General features: G+C 70.6%; 12 protein-coding genes. 6 read left to right on the top strand and 6 right to left on the bottom strand.

Features of this window, described 5'->3' with window-relative positions; all coding sequences use genetic code 11:
* Positions 1-41 precede the first annotated feature (41 nt).
* Positions 42-2,660, top strand: a complete 2,619-nt coding sequence (locus Sspor_RS16975) for a SpoIIE family protein phosphatase (RefSeq protein WP_372499726.1) — start codon at positions 42-44, stop codon at positions 2,658-2,660.
* Between the two features lie 36 nt (positions 2,661-2,696).
* Here Sspor_RS16975 and Sspor_RS16970 read toward each other — a convergent pair whose 3' ends face one another.
* The 6 genes from Sspor_RS16970 to Sspor_RS16945 form a co-directional block, all read right to left on the bottom strand.
* Positions 2,697-3,416, bottom strand: a complete 720-nt coding sequence (locus Sspor_RS16970; RefSeq protein ID WP_202199898.1) for a PspA/IM30 family protein — start codon at positions 3,414-3,416, stop codon at positions 2,697-2,699.
* 38 nt (positions 3,417-3,454) lie between these two features.
* Positions 3,455-5,602, bottom strand: a complete 2,148-nt coding sequence (locus tag Sspor_RS16965) for a TPM domain-containing protein (RefSeq protein ID WP_202199897.1) — start codon at positions 5,600-5,602, stop codon at positions 3,455-3,457.
* Between the two features lie 118 nt (positions 5,603-5,720).
* A complete protein-coding gene (locus Sspor_RS16960; RefSeq protein WP_202199896.1) occupies positions 5,721-6,497 on the bottom strand; it encodes a succinate dehydrogenase/fumarate reductase iron-sulfur subunit in 777 nt (258 codons plus the stop codon).
* Complete coding sequence (locus tag Sspor_RS16955; protein WP_202199895.1) at positions 6,494-8,410, bottom strand: fumarate reductase/succinate dehydrogenase flavoprotein subunit; 1,917 nt, start codon at positions 8,408-8,410, stop codon at positions 6,494-6,496. Before Sspor_RS16955 ends, Sspor_RS16960 begins: the two co-directional genes overlap by 4 nt.
* 1 nt (position 8,411) lies before the next feature.
* A complete protein-coding gene (sdhC, locus tag Sspor_RS16950; protein ID WP_202199894.1) occupies positions 8,412-9,236 on the bottom strand; it encodes a succinate dehydrogenase subunit SdhC in 825 nt (274 codons plus the stop codon).
* A 97-nt stretch (positions 9,237-9,333) separates the two neighbouring features.
* A complete protein-coding gene (locus Sspor_RS16945; protein ID WP_030385851.1) occupies positions 9,334-9,558 on the bottom strand; it encodes an Rv0250c family protein in 225 nt (74 codons plus the stop codon).
* A gap of 346 nt (positions 9,559-9,904) precedes the next feature.
* On the opposite strand from Sspor_RS16945, the gene Sspor_RS16940 reads away from it, so the two are divergent.
* The 5 genes from Sspor_RS16940 to Sspor_RS16920 all read left to right on the top strand — a co-directional run bounded on the left by Sspor_RS16940 (position 9,905) and on the right by Sspor_RS16920 (position 18,662).
* Positions 9,905-12,226 (top strand): ABC transporter family substrate-binding protein, encoded by a 2,322-nt coding sequence (locus Sspor_RS16940; protein ID WP_202199893.1) that lies wholly within the window; start codon positions 9,905-9,907, stop codon positions 12,224-12,226.
* Between the two features lie 335 nt (positions 12,227-12,561).
* On the top strand, positions 12,562-14,466 hold the full coding sequence (typA, locus tag Sspor_RS16935) for a translational GTPase TypA (protein ID WP_202199892.1): 1,905 nt from the start codon (positions 12,562-12,564) through the stop codon (positions 14,464-14,466).
* Positions 14,467-14,937: 471 nt separating this feature from the next.
* The gene (locus tag Sspor_RS16930) at positions 14,938-16,590 is read left to right on the top strand and encodes a peptide ABC transporter substrate-binding protein (RefSeq protein WP_237403893.1); all 1,653 of its coding nucleotides are present in this window, start codon (positions 14,938-14,940) and stop codon (positions 16,588-16,590) included.
* Positions 16,591-16,821: 231 nt separating this feature from the next.
* Positions 16,822-17,715, top strand: coding sequence for an ABC transporter permease (locus Sspor_RS16925; protein WP_237403892.1), 894 nt, complete (start codon positions 16,822-16,824; stop codon positions 17,713-17,715).
* 23 nt (positions 17,716-17,738) lie between these two features.
* Positions 17,739-18,662 carry an ABC transporter permease gene (locus Sspor_RS16920; RefSeq protein ID WP_202199889.1) on the top strand — a complete coding sequence of 308 codons (924 nt, stop codon included), beginning with the start codon at positions 17,739-17,741 and terminating at the stop codon, positions 18,660-18,662.
* Positions 18,663-18,776: the final 114 nt, after the last annotated feature.

The following is an 18,776-nucleotide window of genomic DNA, read 5'->3' as shown; positions in this document are numbered from 1 at the left end:
CATGGCCGGTCCGGTTGCGGTGAGCTGGAGGGGACGGTCGCGTGAGCGAGATACCTGCGCAGGCACATCAGACCGACGTGCCGCGAGAGACATGGCACGACGCCCTGTGGCACAGCAGTCCGCCTGGCTCGATATATGACTACATAAAGGTCGCATCCTTCTCGATCGGGCCCGACGGGTTCATCGACCAGTGGAGCCTGCGTGCCGAGGAGCTGTTCGGGCTGACGGCCTCCCAGGCCGTCGGGCGCGACCCGGTCGACGCCTTCATGCCGCCCGAGCTGCGTCCCGACGCGCACCGCAAGGTCGCCGAGATCCTCGACGGCAAGGAGTGGACGGGCCTGATCCCCTTCCGGATCCCGGGCGGGAACGGCGCGCACGGAGTGGCCGAGATCTATGTGATGCCCACCCAGACCGAGACCGCCGAGCGGGCCGCGCTGTGCGTCGTCGTCGACGTGCGCGCGCTGCGCCGCATCGAATCCGACCTGGCGGCCTCGCAAGCGATATTCGGCCAATCTCCCTTCGGATTCCTGCTCTTCGGTACGGACCTCACCGTGCAGCGGGCCAACCGCCGGTTCGCCACCGTCTTCGGGGGCGCCGCCGAGGAACACCGCGGCCGGACCGTCCACGACTACCTGCCCGCGCACGAGGCCGACCGGATGGCCGAGGCCCTGCGCCGGGTCCTGGACACCGGGGACTCGGTCACCGATCTGCGGATCACCGGCGCCGCCCCCGGCAGCCGGGACAACCGCCACTGGTCCATCAACCTCTACCGCGTCCACGGCGGCAGCGGCCGCCCCATCGGCGTCGCCGGCATCGGCACCGACGTCACCCGCCGCCACCTCGCCGCCCGCGAGGCCGCCGGAGTCCGGCGCAACCTCGCCCTCCTCAACGAGGCCGGGCACCGCATCGGCAACTCCCTCGACCTGGAGACCACCGCCCGCGAGCTCCTCGACGTCACCGTCCCCGGCTTCTGCGACCTGGCCGCCGTCGACCTCTACCAGGGCCTGCTCCTCGGCGACGACGACCGGCCCGCCCGGCCGCAGGGCCCGGGTGTACCCAGCCTGCCCGGCCAGGGCCCGGCGCGGACGCCCTCGGCCGCCCTGCGCCGGGTGGCCTTCGCCTCCGCCGTCTCGGACGCGCCGCTGTCGGGCCACGGCGCACCGGTCTCCGTCGGCGACATCCACCGCTACCCGGCCGCGTCGCCGGGCGCCCTGGCCCTGCGTACCGCGCGGACGCGGCTGATCGAGGGCGGCGGACCGGAGGACCTCGTACAGTCCACGCTGGTCGTGCCGATGGTCGCCCACGACACGGTCGTCGGGCTCGCGCAGTTCTCCCGTACCAAGGGCAGCGAACCCTTCGGCGAACGCGACCGCGCGGTGGCCGTCGAACTCGCCGCCCGCGCCGCCGTGTGCATCGACAACGCACGGCTCTACCGGCGCGAGCACGAGCGGGCGCTGATCCTGCAGCGCAGCCTGCTGCCTCCCGGCGACCCCGAGGCGGCCGGCCTCGACATCGCCTGCCGGTACCTGCCCGGCAACGCGGCCACCGAGGTCGGCGGCGACTGGTTCGACGTCATCGAGCTCCCCGGGCACCGCACGGCGCTGGTCGTCGGCGACGTCATGGGCCGCGGGCTGCGGGCCGCCGTCGCCATGGGTGAACTGCGCACCGCCGTACGGACCCTCGCGCTCCTCGACCTCGAACCGGCGGAGGTACTGACCGCGCTCGACGAGATCGCCCGCGGCCTCGGCGCCCCCGGCGGCTCCCAGCAGGCCTCCCGGGCGGCCCTGCACTCGCGGGACGCGGACCGCTCCGAGGTGTACCTCGCCACCTGCGTCTACGCGGTCTACGACCCGGTGACACGGCGCTGCACGATCGCCAACGCGGGCCACATGCCGCCCGTCCTGGTCGAACCCCCGGACGAGGCCGGCGTCTCACGGCCCGCACTGCTCCTGGAGGTGCCGCCCGGGATGCCGCTGGGCGTCGGCGGCGAACCCTTCGAGGAGGTCGTGGTCGACCTGCCGGAGGGCGCCCTGCTCGCCCTCTACACGGACGGGCTCGTGGAATCCCGCGACCACCCCCTGGAGGAGGGGCTGCGCGGACTGCGCGAAGCCCTCGCGGATCCGGTCCGGCCGCTGGAGGACGTCTGCGACCACGTGCTGAACACCCTCGACACCCGGCACGGGGAGGACGACATCGCGCTGCTCATGGCACGGGTGCAGGGCCTGCCGGTGGACGCGGTCGGTGACTGGCAACTCCCGCGTGAGGCCCGTTCGGTGGGCCGGGCCCGCGAACTGGCCCGGGCCAAGCTCCCGGCGTGGGGCCTGGAGGGCCTGCTGGACACGACCGAACTGCTGGTCAGCGAGCTCGTCACCAACGCCCTGCGCTACGGGGAGGGCGAGATCCGGCTGCGGCTGCTGCTGGACCGCACCCTGGTGTGCGAGGTCTGGGACGCGAACCTGGTCCAGCCGCGGCGCCGCCGCGCCCGCGACACCGACGAGGGAGGCCGCGGCCTCCAGCTCGTCGGCCTGCTGTCGGCGGGCTGGGGCACACGCCGCACCCACCGCGGCAAGACGGTCTGGTTCGAACTCCCGCTGCCCGGCGCGGCATCGGAGGCCGTGGCCGAACTGTCGGCGGAGCAGCTGCTGAGCATGTACGGATAACGGGTGGCGCCCGTGCGGCGCGCTCGGCACCCCGGCCTAGGCCGCCCGGTCGGACTTGAGGGCGGCGAGGCGGGCCTCGATCTCCGAGGTCTTGCCGAGGTCGTCCAGGGCCTCGAACTGGGCGTCCAGGGAGGAGGCGGCGAGTTCCTGCCGCCCCAGCGCCCTCGCCTCCTCCCGCCGCACCTTGTCCTCGAAGCGCGCCAGGTCGCTCGTCGGGTCCATCACGTCGATGTTCTTCACCGCGTCCAGCATCGTGTTCTGCGCCTGGGCCGTCTTGGCCCGGGCCACCAGCTCGTCGCGTTTCGCCTGGAGCTCCGTCAGCTTGTTCCGCATCGCGTCCAGGCCCGACTTGAGCTTGTCGACGACCTCCGTCTGCGCGGCGATCGTCGGCTCCGCCACGGCCGCCTCCTTCTCCGACTGGATCTGCCGGCCCAGCGCCACCTTCGCGAGGTTGTCGAACTTGTCGGCGTCCGCCGCCGCCCCCGACGCCCGCAGCTCGTCCGCCTTCCGGCTCGCCGCCAGGGCCTTGCCGCCCCACTCGGCGGCCGCCTCCGCGTCCTCCTTGTGGTCCGCCTCCAGCATCCGCAGGTTCCCGATCGTCGTCGCGACGGCCTGCTCGGCCTCCGAGATGTTGTTCGTGTAGTCGCGGATCAGCTGGTCCAGCATTTTCTGCGGATCCTCCGCCTGGTCCAGCAGCGCGTTGATGTTGGCCTTGGCGAGCTGGGTGACGCGGCCGAGGATCGTCTGCTTGCTCATGGTGGGTCTCTCCTGGTCAGGGCCGATGTGTGTGCTGGTCAGAAGCGGCCGCCGCCGCCCATGCGGCCGCGGGTCCCGCCGCCCCCGAACGAGCCGGGGCCGCTGCCGCCCCCGCCGCCGAAGCCCCCGCCCCCGCCGCCTCCGAAACCTCCGCCGAAGCCCCCGCCGCCCCGCAGGATCTCGCCGAGGATGATCCCGCCCAGCACGGCCCCGCCCTGGCCGCCGGAGCGCCGGCCCGCGTACGGGTCCTGGTACGCCCGTACGTCCTGCTCGGCCAGCTGCTGCGCCTGCCGCGCCAGCGCGTCCGCCTGCTGGGCCTCCGCCAGCGCCCCCGCCGGGTCGGCCGCCGCCAGGGACACCGCCCGCTCCAGGCGCCGGCCCGCCTCCGCCAGCCGCGTACGGGCCTGGCTGCCCACCGCGCCCCGGGTGGTGGTGATGTAGTCCGTCGCCGCGCCGATCGCGCTGCGCGCCGCGAGCATGGCCTGGTCGAGCAGGGCCACCGCCCGCTGCCGGCCCGACTCCCGCTCCCGTGCGCCGGCCAGCGCCTCGTCGAGCGCCGCGTCCGCCTCCTCGATCCGGCGCAGGGCGTCGATCGGGTCGTACCGGCCGGCCGCCTCCTCCCGCCGTACGTCGGCCAGTACGGCCTCCGCCCGGCCGATCCGCCCGCGCAGGTCGGCCGTCGAGGTGCCCTCCGCGGTGCCGGTGAGCAGCCCGCGGGCGTCCGCGAGGTCGGTGTCCGTCTCGGTCAGCGCGCCCGGCAGCTTCCCGGCCGCCTCCGCCAGCTCCTGCGCCCGCCGCTCGACCGCGTCCACCAGGGTCGCCGCCTGGTCCACCGCGCCCTCGGCGGCCCGTACGTGCACGGCCGCCGGGCCGTTGCGGCCCGCGTCGAGGGCCGCGTGGGCCAGGCCCAGGCTGGTCGCCGCGAACAGCAGCCGGTCCTTGGCCTGTTCGGCGTTGGAGGCGACGGGCGCGGACGCCGAGTCCGCGTACCGTCCGGCCAGTGCGGTCAGCGTCGCCTCGGCGGTGCCGGCGCGTCCGGTCAGGTCCAGGTAGCCCTGCTCCACGGCCGCCAGGGCCTGCGGGGCGTTCTTCTCCAGGTCCCGCAGCCGGTCGAAGTCCGCCGACTCGGCGTCCAGCCGCCGGTTCGCCCCGGTGCACCGGGCGACGATCTCGTCCAGCATCCGCCTCCGGGTCGCGTCGTCCTCCGGGTAGGCGTCGTCGAGCTGCTGGCGCAGCCGGAAGGCGTGAGTGAGCTCGTCCTGGGCGTACGCCACGGCCGCGACGAACGGGAGGGTCGCCTCGTCGCCGAACTGGGCCGTGGCGAAACCGAGTTCCTCGGTGCTGGTGCGGACCGCGTCGTCGGTGTCCACCAGCAGGGCCTTGGCCCGGGCGTCGAGCTCCGGCAGCGGGAGCCGGTCCGGCGCCCCTTCGGGCCAGCCGGGCCCGGTCGTCGTACCGCGCCCGCCGCCGGCGGCGTCCTTGCGCTTGCGGCGGGTGTACGCGTACGCCGCGAGCGCCCCGGCCGCGCCGACCGCGATCACCGGGAGCACGAAGTCCCCGGCTCCGTTCTCACCGCTCTCCTCGCCGCCCGGATGAGCCGGGCCGGGGGTGATGGTGGGCGCGGGGATCGGCTGACCGCCGAGGACGGCGTTGTAGCCGTTGGCCGCGCCGATGGCGGCGCCCGCCCAGTCGTTCTGCTTCAGGGCCGGCTCGATGGCGGTCTGCGCGACGGCGGCCAGCTGCTGCTCGGTGAAACCCGAGTCGACATCGGCCGAATAGGCGTACTGGCGGGCCCCCGTCGCCACGGCCAGCAGGACGTCGTTCTGGCCGAGGCCGTTGCGCTGCGCGGTGGCGTCGGCCCAGCTCTGGGCGGAGCGCCCGGAGAAATCCCGTACGTAGGCGACGAAGAGCTGGATCCTGCGGTCGGCGTACAGCTTGTCGAGCGCGGCGGTGACGTCGCCCTGCCGGTCGCCCAGGGCCCCCACGAGGTCGGTGATCTGACCCTGCTGGGACAGGGTGACGGGATCCTCGGCCCGGGCGGGCGGGGCCCCGACGACGCCCGAGCCGCCGACCGCCAGCAGCCCCGCGGCGAGCGCGAGCGCGGCCCGTACGGACGTCCTGCGGAGCGGCCTGCTTCTCGGCGGAATCACAATTGGGAGGGTATGGGGGGTTTCGCTACCCCGCATGCGGAGTCATTTCCCGTGACCGGCCACTCACCGCCTCCCCCGCAGCACCGCGCGCGCCGGGGCCCGTGTCCGTGCAGGGTGCACGGACACGGGCCCCGGAGGGTGCGGCGCCCCCGGACTACCGGGAGCCGGACCGGCGGCCGATCTTGTTGCCCAGCCAGACCAGCGGGTCGTACTTGCGGTCCACCGCCCGCTCCTTCAGCGGGATCAGCGCGTTGTCGGTGATCTTGATGCCCTCCGGGCAGACCTCCGTGCAGCACTTGGTGATGTTGCAGTAGCCGAGCCCGTGCTCCTCCTGCGCGCTGCGTTTGCGGTCCAGGCCCGCCTCCTCCGCCGCGTCCAGCGGGTGCATGTCCAGCTCCGCCACCCGCATCAGGAAGCGCGGACCGGCGAAGGCACCCTTGTTCTCCTCGTGGTCGCGCACCACATGGCAGGTGTCCTGGCACAGGAAGCACTCGATGCACTTGCGGAACTCCTGCGAGCGCTCCACGTCGATCTGCTGCATCCGGTACGCGCCCGGGGCCACCCCCTCCGGCGGTACGAAGGCAGGCACCTCCCGCGCCTTGGCGTAGTTGAAGGACACGTCCGTCACCAGGTCGCGCACGACCGGGAAGGCGCGCAGCGGGGTGACCGTGATCGTCTCGGACCGGTCGAAGGTCGACATGCGCGTCATGCACATCAGCCGGGGCCGGCCGTTGACCTCCGCACTGCACGAGCCGCACTTGCCCGCCTTGCAGTTCCAGCGCACCGCCAGGTCCGAGGCCTGGGTGGCCTGGAGCCGGTGGACGATGTCCAGCACCACCTCCCCGTCGTGCACCTCGACGGTGAAGTCCCTGAGGGACCCGCCCTCCGCGTCGCCCCGCCAGATCCGGAAGCTCGCGTCGTACGTACTCATGGGTGCAGCTCCTCTTCGGCGAGGTACTTGACCAGCTCTTCCTTCTCGAAGAGTGCGAGCAGGTCGGGGCGGATGGGCTCGGTGCGGGTCCGGACCAGCTCGATCCGGTCGGCCGCCGGGTCCGCCGGTACGGGGTCCACCGGCCGGCACAGCAGGTTCACCGGCCGCCAGCCGCGGTCCATCGACGGACAGTCCTCGCGGGTGTGCCCGCCCCTGCTCTCGGTGCGCTCCAGGGCCGCGCGGGCCACGCACTCGCTGACCAGCAGCATGTTCCGCAGGTCCAGGGCGAGGTGCCAGCCGGGGTTGAACTGCCGGTGCCCCTCGACACCGGCCCGGGAGGCCCGTACGCGCAGGGTCGCGAGCCTCTCCAGGGCCTCGGCCATCTCGCCCTCGCGGCGGATGATGCCGACGAGGTCGTTCATGGTCGTCTGCAGTTCCTGGTGGAGCGTGTACGGGTTCTCCGCGCCCTCGGCGGCGTGGAAGGGGGCCAGCGCCTCCGCCGCCGCCGCGTCGACCTCCGCCTGGGCCACCGCCGGGCGCGGCGCGGACGTGGCGTACCGGGCCGCGTGCAGTCCGGCCCGCCGCCCGAAGACCAGCAGGTCGGAGAGGGAGTTGCCGCCGAGCCGGTTCGAGCCGTGCATCCCGCCCGCGACCTCGCCGGCCGCGAACAGCCCCGGCACCCCGAGGGTCGCGGCGGACTCCGAGTCGACCGCGATCCCGCCCATCACGTAGTGGCAGGTCGGGCCCACCTCCATCGGCTCGGCCGTGATGTCCACGTCCGCCAGCTCCTTGAACTGGTGGTACATCGACGGGAGCCGCCGCTTGATCTTCTCGGCCGGCATCCGGGTGGACACGTCGAGGAAGACGCCGCCGTGCGGTGAGCCGCGGCCCGCCTTCACCTCGGAGTTGATCGCCCGCGCCACCTCGTCGCGCGGCAGCAGTTCGGGCGGGCGCCGGTTGTGGTCGGGGTCCTCGTACCAGCGGTCGCCCTCCTCCTCCGACTCGGCGTACTTCTCCTTGAAGACGTCGGGGACGTAGTCGAACATGAACCGCTTGCCCTCGGAGTTGCGCAGCACGCCGCCGTCGCCGCGCACGGACTCGGTGACGAGGATGCCCTTGACCGACGGCGGCCAGACCATGCCCGTCGGGTGGAACTGCACGAACTCCATGTTCAGCAGGGGCGCGCCCGCGAGCAGGGCCAGCGCGTGGCCGTCGCCCGTGTACTCCCAGGAGTTGGAGGTGGTCTTGAAGGACTTGCCGATCCCGCCCGTGGCGAGGACGACCGCCGGGGCCTCCAGCACGAAGAACCGGCCGGTCTCCCGCTCGTAGCAGAAGGTCCCCGAGACCCTCGCTCCGTCCGCCGGGCTGCCGCGGTCCTTCAGCACCCTGGTGACCGTGCACTCCTGGAAGACCTTGAGCCGGGCCTCGTAGTCCCCGAACTCCGCGAAGTCCTCCTGCTGGAGCTGGACGATCTTCTGCTGGAGCGTACGGATCAGCTCCAGGCCGGTGCGGTCGCCGACGTGCGCGAGGCGCGGGTACTCGTGCCCGCCGAAGTTGCGCTGGGAAATCCTCCCGTCCGGCGTCCGGTCGAAGAGCGCGCCCCAGGTCTCCAGCTCCCAGACCCGGTCCGGGGCCTCCTTGGCGTGGAGCTCCGCCATCCGCCACTGGTTGAGGAACTTGCCCCCGCGCATGGTGTCGCGGAAGTGCACCTGCCAGTTGTCGCCCTCGTTGACGTTGCCCATCGAGGCGGCGATCCCGCCCTCCGCCATCACGGTATGGGCCTTGCCGAACAGGGACTTGCAGATCACGGCCGTACGGGCGCCGCGCTCGCGGGCCTCGATCGCGGCCCGCAGCCCGGCGCCGCCCGCGCCGACCACGACCACGTCCCACTGCTGCCGTTCCACTTGAGCCATGTCAGAAGAACCTCGGATCGGTGAAGGCGCCGCTCGCCAGCAGGTACACGTAGAAGTCGCACAGGGCCACGCTGATCAGGGAGGCCCACGCCAGTTGCATGTGGCGGGAGTTGAGCCGGCTGACCCAGCCCCAGAGCCGGTAGCGCACCGGGTGCTTGGAGAAGTGCTTGAGCCGGCCGCCCATGATGTGGCGGCAGGAGTGGCAGGACAGGGTGTAGGCCCAGATCAGCGTGATGTTGACCAGGAACAGCAGGGTGCCGAGGCCCATGTGGCCCCAGGCGTAGTGCTCGTCGCGGAAGGTCAGCACCGTGTCGTACGTGAGGATGCCCGCGACCGGGACCGCCGCGTAGAAGAAGTACCGGTGCGCGTTCTGCAGGATCAGCGGGAAACGGGTCTCGCCGGTGTACCTCGTGTGCGGCTCGGCGACGGCGCAGGCGGGCGGCGAGGCCCAGAAGCCCCGGTAGTAGGCCTTGCGGTAGTAGTAGCAGGTCAGCCGGAAGCCGAGCGGGAAGATCAGGACCAGCAGGGCGGGGGAGAGGCCCCACCAGCTGCCGAAGACCTCCCAGTTGGGCCCGCCCTTCATCGGAACGCAGTTCTCCGCGAGACACGGGGAGTAGAAGGGGGAGACGTACGGGGCCGCGTAGTAGTCGGCGTTCGCGAAGGCCCGCCAGGTCGAGTAGACGATGAAGGCGAACAGCCCGGCCGCGGTGCCGGCGGGCGACAGCCACCACCGGTCGGTCCGCATGTGCCGGGCCGCGATCGCGGCCCGTGAGGCGTCGTGCACGCCGCCGGGCCGCTGCTGGGGTCGTTCCGTGCCTGTGGCCAAAGAAGACTCCGGGAGGAGTGATGAGGGGTGCCCCGGACGGCCCGGCCGCGGACGGCCGGACCGGACGGGGCGCGGGTGGACGCGTGCCGGAGACGGCCTAGGGGGCGCGGCGGTCGCGCGCGCCGAGGCCCTCGTCGTCGGAGTCCGTCCACAGGGAGCTGTCGTACGGGGTGTCCGGGACCGTCACCATCCGGGACGGGTCCGGACCGGCCGCCGTCGTCGACGGCTTCTGCCGTGCGGCCTGCTGCTCCAGCCGCTCGACCTTGCGCGTGAGCTCGTCCAGGTTGCGCCGTACAGCACTCAGATCGTCTTGCAGGGACATGATTTGCCCTCACTTCCGCCAGGTGCGGTGGCAACGCTCATGTGCGCCTGCGAGTGTCGCGCCTCCCGTCCCCCGTTGTGAAGGGACGTGCAGCGATTGCGGGCGCGCAGGCGTGAATCGTGCGCCCCTCCCCGCCCCCCATTCTCATCCCTCTCCCGGGGGAACGCCTCTCGCGGTGCAAGCGGGATTGGTCCGCACGGGTGGGGTTCGCGGCGTGGCGAGAGGCGGCTGCGAGGGGTGCGGCGGACCGTCTATTTCAGTGGGTTCCGGCAACCGGTGTGATCAGCTCCATATACCGCCGAACGTGATCATGCTTCCCCCACGCCCCGCCCCGGAGGTACGACCCATGTCCCAGAGAAGGCGCAGGTCCTTGGCGCTCCTGACCTCGGGAGTCCTCGCACTGCCGCTGCTCACGGGCTGCGGCGCGGGTGACGACGAGGGCGGTCAGGCCGCCGCAGGACAGGACATCGCCACGACCACCCGCGACAAGGTCGCGGACGGGGGAGTGCTGCGCTGGGCGGTGGACACCCTCCCGGACACCCTCAACACCTTCCAGGCCGACGCCGACGCCACCACCAACCGGATCGCCGGCGCCGTGCTGCCCCAGCTCTTCGTGCTGGACGCCAAGGGGCGGCCGGTGGCCAATCCGGACTACCTGGAGAAGGCCGAGGTCATCGAGCGGGAGCCGAAGCAGGTCGTCCAGTACAAGCTGAACCAGAAGGCGGTGTGGAGCGACGGCCGCGAGATCGGCGCCGCCGACTTCGTGGCGCAGTGGCGGGCCCTGAACGGCAAGGACTCGGCGTACTGGACGGCGCGCAACGCCGGCTACGAGCGGATTGAGAAGATCGAGAAGGGCAAGACCGACCTGGAGGTCCGGGTCACCTTCAACAAGCCGTACGCCGACTGGCGCTCCCTCTTCACCCCGCTCTACCCCAAGCAGGTCACCGGTACCCCCGATGCCTTCAACGAGGGCGCCCGGGGGGCACTGAAGATCACCGCCGGGCCCTTCGCGCTCGGCGCGATCGACAAGAAGACCGGTACCGCGGCCCTGACCCGCAACGCCCGCTGGTGGGGCCGGCAGGCCAAGCTGGACACGCTGATCCTGACGGCGGTCCCGCGGGCCGAGCGCCCGGCGGCGCTGGCCGCCGGGAAGCTCGATCTGGCGGAGGTCGACCGGGCCGGCGCCGACCGGATCGCACTGGCCCGCCGGGACGCGGCCGGCAAGAAGGGCCCCGGCGCGGGCGGCGCCCCGGCCCACGGCCCGGAGGCCGCGCTGACCCCGGCACAGGCCACGCTGTCGTGGGCGACCGCCTTCGGGGCGGACGAGGACAAGGCCGCGGCGGAGACGGAGCGCCGCCAGAAGCACCTCGCCTCGGTCGAGCGGTACGCGGCCGAGCAGGCGGCCCTGAAGGCCTTCACCGTACGGAAGTCCCTGGAGCCGGCCTACACGCAGCTCGCGATGAACGGGTCCGCCGGCCCGCTGGCGGACGAGCGCGTGCGCCGGGCGGTGGCGCGGGCCCTGGACCGCCAGGCGCTGGCCGAGGCCGTGCTCAAGCCGCTCGGCCTGCCCGCGAAGCCGGTCGGCAGCCACCTGGCCCTGGCCGGGCAGCAGGCGTACGCCGACAACAGCGACGCGCTCGGCGGCCAGGACACCCACGCGGCCCAGGCGCTGCTCGCGGACGCGGGCTGGCGCAAGGGCGCCAGGATCACCGAGCCGGCGGGCGCCAAGGCCGGTCCCGAGAGTGCTCCGCAGGACGACTCGAAGACCCCCTCGGGCCCCGGCACCGGGAACGACGGGCTCTACATCGTGGGCCAGGACGACGGGGCCAACGGCGAGCCGCGGCCGGCGGCCGCGAACCGCCCGGAGGCCGACGCCGCCCCGGCGGCCCCCGCGGACGGGCCGTCCCCGGTGCTCGCCCCCGCCCCCTTCGGGGCCCAGCAGCGGACCTCCCTGCTCGCCCAGGCGGCGCAGGTCGCCCGGTCCGCCCGGGTGGCGGCCGCCGACGACGGCAAGGGCGCCCCGGCCCGCGAGGGCACGGAGGGCGACCCCGCCAAGGCCTCCCCGGCCCCCGCACCCGCCAAGCAGCCCGTGCGCACCTCCGGCAACATGCTCGCCAAGGACGGCAAGGCGCTCAGCCTGCGCTTCGTCCTCCCGGCGGGCCCCGGCTCGGAGTCCCTGCGCACGGTCGGCGAGCGGATCGCCGCGACGCTCCGCAAGATCGGCGTGAACACCGAGACGATCAAGGTGGCCGACGACAGCTTCTTCAAGGACCACATCGCCTCCGGCCAGTACGACCTGGCCCTGTACTCCTGGCCCGCGACGGCCTACCCGGCCACCGACGCCCGGCCCATCTTCGCCAAGCCGGAGCCGGCCGCGGACGGCTCCCTCCTCGTCGAACAGAACTACACACGGGTCGGCACCGACCACATCGACCAGCTCTTCGACCAGGCGGTCGGCGAGCTGGACGAGGCGAAGTCCCGAGAGCTGATGCGCAAGGCGGACGCCCGGATCTGGGCCGCCGCCGGCTCCATCCCCCTCTTCCAGCGCCCCGAGCTGGTGGCGGTCAAGCCGGGCCTGGCCAACGCGGGCGCCTTCGGCCTCGGCGCCCCCCGCTACCAGGACATCGGCTGGAAGAAGGCGCCGACCGCGAAGGACGCGAAGAAGTAGCGCGGGAGAAGAAGTGGTGACAAAGCGGTGCCTGTCTGGTTGACCGGAGGGTCCCAAGCTCAGATGTGACTCAAGTCCCTTGCCCGCCGGATCCCCCGGCGGGCAAGGTCGTGCATACCCGTTGACCCGCATGATTACCGGCCGGAACGGCGGTCGGGGCACCCCACGCAGCCCCCGGCCGCACTCATACATCCGGCCTCTTGACAGACCCCCCGGCAGGCGGTTCCCGCCACTCGACGTACCATGGGGTAAGGCCGTGGCAGGTTTTCGCCCGGCCGAGGCGCGCGTGCCGGACCGTACGCGACGCCATCCACGATCCCGGGAGAAGCGCCGAAGTGCCCACGCGCCACGACATCCGTAACGTCGCCATCGTCGCCCACGTCGACCATGGCAAGACGACCATCGTCGATGCCATGCTCAAGCAGGCCGGTGCCTTCGCCGCCCACCAGCACCTCGACGACCGCATGATGGACTCGAACGACCTGGAGCGTGAGAAGGGCATCACGATCCTCGCCAAGAACACGGCGGTGAAGTATCACCCCAAGGACGGCGGGGCCCCGATCACGATCAACATCATCGACACGCCCGGCCACGCCGACTTCGGTGGTGAGGTCGAGCGCGGTCTGTCGATGGTGGACGCCGTCGTTCTGCTGGTGGACGCCTCCGAGGGTCCGCTGCCCCAGACCCGCTTCGTCCTGCGCAAGGCCCTGCAGGCGAACATGCCGGTCATCCTCTGCATCAACAAGACCGACCGCCCGGACTCCCGGATCGACGAGGTCGTCAACGACACGTACGACCTGTTCCTGGACCTGGACGCCACCGAGGACCAGATCGAGTTCCCGATCGTCTACGCCTGCGGCCGTGACGGCATCGCCTCGCTGACCAAGCCCGAGGACGGCACCGTCCCCGCGGACAGCGACAGCCTGGAGCCGTTCTTCTCCACCATCCTGGAGCACGTCCCCGCCCCGGTGTACGACGAGGAGGCCCCCCTCCAGGCCCACGTCACCAACCTGGACGCCGACAACTTCCTCGGCCGTATCGCGCTCCTGCGCGTCGAGCAGGGCGAGCTGCGCAAGGGCCAGACCGTCACCTGGATCAAGCGTGACGGCAGCCAGTCGAACGTCCGCATCACCGAGCTGATGATGACCGAGGCGCTCACCCGCAAGCCGGCCGAGGTGGCGGGCCCGGGTGACATCTGCGCGGTCGCCGGTATCCCCGACATCATGATCGGTGAGACCCTGGCCGACACCGAGAACCCGATCGCACTGCCGCTGATCTCGGTCGACGAGCCGGCGATCTCCATGACCATCGGTACGAACACCTCCCCGATGGTCGGCCGCGGCGGCAGCGGCAAGGGCGCGGACGCCAAGTCCGCCGTCAAGGACCGCAAGGTCACCGCGCGCCAGGTGAAGGACCGCCTGGACCGCGAGCTGATCGGTAACGTCTCGCTCCGCGTGCTGGAGACCGAGCGCCCGGACGCCTGGGAGGTCCAGGGCCGCGGTGAGCTCGCGCTCGCCATCCTGGTCGAGCAGATGCGCCGTGAGGGCTTCGAGCTGACCATCGGCAAGCCGCAGGTGGTCACGCAGGAGATCGACGGCAAGGTGCACGAGCCGGTCGAGCGCATGACGGTCGACGTGCCCGAGGAGCACATGGGCGCCGTCACGCAGCTCATGGGCGTCCGCAAGGGCCGCATGGACAACATGTCGAACCACGGCTCCGGCTGGGTCCGCATGGAGTTCGTCGTCCCGTCCCGTGGCCTCATCGGCTTCCGTACGGAGTTCCTGACGAACACCCGCGGTACCGGTATCGCCCACTCGATCCACGAGGGCCACGAGCCGTGGTTCGGCCAGCTGGTCACCCGTAACAACGGCTCCCTGGTCGCCGACCGCGCCGGCTCCGTGACGCCGTTCGCGATGATCAACCTGCAGGAGCGCGGCGTCCTGTTCACCGACCCCGGCACCGAGGTGTACGAGGGCATGATCGTCGGCGAGAACTCGCGCGCCGACGACATGGACGTGAACATCACCAAGGAGAAGAAGCTCACCAATATGCGTGCGGCTTCCGCGGACAACACCGAGAACGTGGTGCCGCCGCGCAAGCTCTCCCTGGAGCAGTCCCTGGAGTTCTGCCGCGACGACGAGTGCGTCGAGGTGACCCCGGAGGCCGTCCGCATCCGCAAGGTCGTCCTGGACCAGAAGGAGCGCTCGCGCACCGCGTCGCGCGCCAAGTCCGCCAAGTAGTAACAGCCGTACGGCCGTTCGCCCGGTTTGCTCGGGTCGCGGCCGCGGTCGGCGCAAGCCGCCCGTTCGGCCCTGGTAGCACCGCAGCCCCTCTCCTCACGGACTCCGTGAGGAGAGGGGCTGTTCGCTTCTGTCAAGCGGATTTTTGCGTTCAGGTGTCCGCATACCGACCGTGACACTCCGGAAGATGAGCTAACCGTCCGTTTCGCACGTGTCTGTCTCCTATCCGTTTGTCCGGATTTCGGGTTTCTGGCGCGGATCGATGTTGTGAAAACGAGACCACTTAAGTGTGGTTTACGGCCTGACCGTCCCTGAGGATGGCTCCATTGAGCTCGGGTCAATGGGTCACGCGATGTGGGGATCGCGCCGACTCACGAGCACACTATGGGCACGGAAATGCTCGCCGTCAGGGGTGTCGGCGAGGTTTTTTTGCCCCTCAAGTCGATCAGTGGACTCATGAGGAGGAAACCCATGCGCGGTGCCAAGAGCGCCAAGTGGGTCGTGGGCGCGGTTGTCGTCGCCCTGGCCGCTACCGCCTGTGGCGGCGGTGACGGTGACAGCAAGGATAAGAGCAGCGCCGACGGTGGCGTGTTCCGGCTCGGTAGCACGGAGCCGGACACCATCGACCCGGGGCGTGCGCACGAGTCCACCGGTGTCCTGCTGGCCAACGCCCTGTTCACCGGCCTGTATGGCAACACGCCGGACGGCATGGCCGAGCCCGCGCTCGCCGAGTCGGCGACGTCGGACGACAGCTGCACGTCCTGGACGTTCAAGATCAAGCCCGACACGAAGTTCTCCAACGGCGAGGTCGTCGACTCCGAGGCGTTCGCCCGTGGTTGGGCCCGTGCCGCGCACAAGGCCGCCGCGTCCGACGTGGCGTACCACTTCGCCGGCATCAAGGGTTACGCCGAGCTGCAGGACGGCTCCGCCAAGACCTTCAGCGGTGTCACCACCCCGGACCCGACCACCATCAAGGTGGACCTGTCCAAGGCGGACTGCGAGTTCGTCCTGAAGACGGCGCACAACGCCTACAGCCCGGTCCCGAAGGTCGCCAAGGTCGGCGAAGAGGACAAGGCGTTCGGCGAGGCCCCCATCGGCAACGGTCCGTTCAAGATGGACGGCACGTGGGAGCACAACAAGGCGATCAACCTCGTCCGTAACGACACCTACGGTCTGGAGAAGGCGTCCCTGGGCAAGGTCCAGGTCACCCTCCTCAACGACAAGACCGCGCAGCAGCTCGAGTACGACGGCTTCCAGGCCGGCACCTTCGACTACGCGCACATCCCGACGCCGATGCTGAAGACGGCCGAGGCGAAGTACAAGCCGCAGAACAAGTGGTTCGCCAAGGACACCAGCGGCATGAACTTCGTTCTGCCGATCGGTGACAACGGTCCGACGAACAACAAGGACGCCCGTCTGGCGATCTCCTACGCGATCGACCGTCAGGCCATCGCCAAGGGTGTCTTCCAGGGCTTCCAGACCCCGTCGACCACCATCGTCCCGCCGTCGTTCCCGAAGGCGTACCAGAAGGACCTGTGCGTCTCCTGCGTCAAGCAGGACGTCGCCAAGGCCAAGGAGCACGCCGAGAAGGGCGGCCTGAAGCCGGGTACCGAGATCAAGTTCAGCTTCAACACCGGTGCGGGCCACGAAGAGTGGGTCCAGGCCATCGCGAAGCAGCTCGAGGACGTTCTCGGCGTCAAGGTCAAGCTGGACGGCAAGGACTTCCCGGGCATGCTCAAGGAGCAGCAGGGTGGCGGCGCCACCGGTATCTACCGCTTCGCGTGGGGCGCGGACTACCCGACCCCGGAGAACTTCCTGTTCCCGCTGCTGCACTCGACCTCGATGTCCAAGGACGCCGAGGGCAACGTGACCGGTGACAACCGCGTCCGTTACAACAACCCCGAGTTCGACAAGCTGATCGACACGGCCCGCGCCACCAAGGACGAGGCCGCGCGACTGGCGATGTACAAGCAGGCCGAGAAGATGGCCATGGACGACATGGCCCTCATCCCGACCTTCAACCGCTCCCAGTTCCGCCTGATGGCGACGGACAAGTTCAACGGTCTGGACGACATCAACTTCAACGAGGACCCGATCCTCGAGAAGATCTCGCTCAAGAAGTAATCGGTTCGGACGGTATATCCGTCAGGAGCGAACGTGCCGCGGCCCCCGGGTGACCGGTGGGCCGCGGCCCCGCTCGGCAGGCCGTTTTTACTTCGGCACCCCTCACATCCGCGGGCAATCCCCGCTGGCCGAGAGCCGGCCCGTTCCTTGGGCCGGAGGCCGCTGCTCCCAGAAGCGGCCAGGTAGAGAGGCACAAACATGGGAAGGTACGTCGCCCGTCGCCTCGGGCAGATGGTCATAGTCCTCATCGGCGCGACCATGGTTCTGTTCGCTTGTCTGTTCGTTCTCCCCGGTGACCCCGTGGGTTCGATCGCGGGCAGCGACAAGGCACGCGACCCAGCTGTGGTCACGGAGCTCAAGGCGCGGTACGGGCTCGACAAGTCGCTGCCCGAGCAGTATGTGAACTATGTGACCAAGGTCGCGACCGGGGACCTCGGCGAGGACTTCATCCAGCGCCGCGAGGTGTCGGAAATCCTCGGTCCCAAGCTGCAGAACACCGCGAAGCTGGCCCTGCTGGCCATCGTTCTCATCACGGTGTTCGGTATGGGCGTGGGCATCATCGCCGCGCTCTACAGATACAGCGTCTTGGACATGACCACGACATTCTTCACAACGATGGCCGTCGGTTTCCCAACCTTCGTCATCGGCATGCTGCTCAAGAAGTACTTCGCCGTGGAACTCCAGTGGTTCCCTCCGATCGGCGGCGATCAGTTCAACGGCATGATCCTTCCCGCGGTCACGCTCGCCATCACCGACATCGCCTTCGTCGCCCGCCTCACCCGCGGCACGATGCTCGAGGTGCTGCGCGCGGACTACGTGAAGACGGCCGTCGCCAAGGGACTTCCGCGCCGGCGCGTGCTGTTCAAGCACGTCCTGCGCAACTCGTCCATCCCCGTGGTCACCTACCTGGGCATCTCGTTCGGTGCGCTTCTCGGTGGTGCGCTCATCACTGAGGCGATCTTCAACTGGGACGGTGTCGGTCTGGCACTGGTTCAGGCGATTCAGCAGCAGAACAACCCGATCGTGATCGGCGTCGTGACGTACAGCGTCGCGATCTTCGTCGTCCTCAGCCTCATCGTGGACCTGCTGTACGCGGCCCTCGACCCGCGTATCCGCCTCAGCTGACCGCCCCCAAGGAGGATTTCCTCATGTCTGAGCTCGCAACGAGCCCGGCGATCGGGGACGAGAACCCCGTGTCGTCCGCTTCGGTCCAGGCCGAACCCGCACCCAAGCAACTGACGCAGTGGGGCGAGATCCGCCACCGCTTCGTCCAGAACAAGCTGGCCGTCGTCGGCCTGGCCATCATCACCCTGCTGTTCCTGACCGCCATCTTCGGCGACTACCTCGTGCCCTACGAGCCGGGCGCGCAGGACCTTGAGAACACCCTCGCCTCGCCCAGCGGCGCGCACTGGATGGGTACCGACGCCCTGGGCCGCGACATGTTCTCGCGCCTCATAGTCGGCACCCGCGTCGCCATGTTCGTCGGCCTCGCCTCGATCTTCTTCGCGGTGCTGATCGGTGTCGCCCTCGGCGCCATCGCCGGTTACTTCGCCGGCTTCGCCGACACCCTGGTCATGCGCATCGCGGACGTCTTCCTCGCGTTCCCGCTGATGATCGGTGCCATCGTCATCATCCTGGTCACCGGCCGCGGCATCACCCCGGTGGTCATCTCGCTGGCGATCTTCTCCTGGGCCACCGTGTCCAGGCTCCTTCGCAGCTCGATCCTGTCCGTGCGCGAGATGGACTACGTCCATGCGGCGAAGGCACTGGGAGCGAGCGGCTGGCGGGTCGTCCGCACCCACATCCTGCCCAACTCGCTGACCGCCGTGCTGGTCTACGCGACCTTCAACGTCGGCACGACGATCGTCGGTGTCGCGGCGCTGTCCTTCCTCGGCGCCGGTGTCCCCGTCGACGTCCCCGAGTGGGGCAACATGCTGGCGGCCGGGCAGGGCTTCATCGGCGTCAACGACTACCTGTGGTACTTCCCCAGCCTCTTCGTCGTCGTCACCGTGCTCGGCTTCGCCTTCGTCGGCGACGGCCTGCGTGACGCGCTCGACCCGAAGCTCCGGTAGGGCCGCCCGATGCCCCGAGACAACATCAGCAAGCAGGACGAAGGTGGCGGCGTGACCACGTCGGAGATTCTCAGCGTTGCGGAGACGGACGGTGCGACCGCCGTGCCGCTGCTG

Source organism: Streptomyces spororaveus (assembly GCF_016755875.1).
Classification (GTDB): Bacteria; Actinomycetota; Actinomycetes; order Streptomycetales; family Streptomycetaceae; genus Streptomyces; species Streptomyces spororaveus.
This window is presented reverse-complemented; position numbering and strand designations above follow the sequence as displayed.

What these genes read in the sequence shown, in the direction of transcription:
- Sspor_RS16920 (WP_202199889.1), top strand. Translation starts at nt 17,739, where the DNA reads ATGTCTGAGCTCGCAACGAGCCCGGCGATCGGGGACGAGAACCCCGTG.
- Sspor_RS16960 (WP_202199896.1), bottom strand. Translation starts at nt 6,497, where the DNA reads ATGAGTACGTACGACGCGAGCTTCCGGATCTGGCGGGGCGACGCGGAG.
- Sspor_RS16955 (WP_202199895.1), bottom strand. Translation starts at nt 8,410, where the DNA reads ATGGCTCAAGTGGAACGGCAGCAGTGGGACGTGGTCGTGGTCGGCGCG.
- Sspor_RS16940 (WP_202199893.1), top strand. Translation starts at nt 9,905, where the DNA reads ATGTCCCAGAGAAGGCGCAGGTCCTTGGCGCTCCTGACCTCGGGAGTC.
- Sspor_RS16945 (WP_030385851.1), bottom strand. Translation starts at nt 9,558, where the DNA reads ATGTCCCTGCAAGACGATCTGAGTGCTGTACGGCGCAACCTGGACGAG.
- Sspor_RS16965 (WP_202199897.1), bottom strand. Translation starts at nt 5,602, where the DNA reads ATGCGGGGTAGCGAAACCCCCCATACCCTCCCAATTGTGATTCCGCCG.
- Sspor_RS16930 (WP_237403893.1), top strand. Translation starts at nt 14,938, where the DNA reads ATGCGCGGTGCCAAGAGCGCCAAGTGGGTCGTGGGCGCGGTTGTCGTC.
- Sspor_RS16970 (WP_202199898.1), bottom strand. Translation starts at nt 3,416, where the DNA reads ATGAGCAAGCAGACGATCCTCGGCCGCGTCACCCAGCTCGCCAAGGCC.
- Sspor_RS16925 (WP_237403892.1), top strand. Translation starts at nt 16,822, where the DNA reads ATGGTCATAGTCCTCATCGGCGCGACCATGGTTCTGTTCGCTTGTCTG.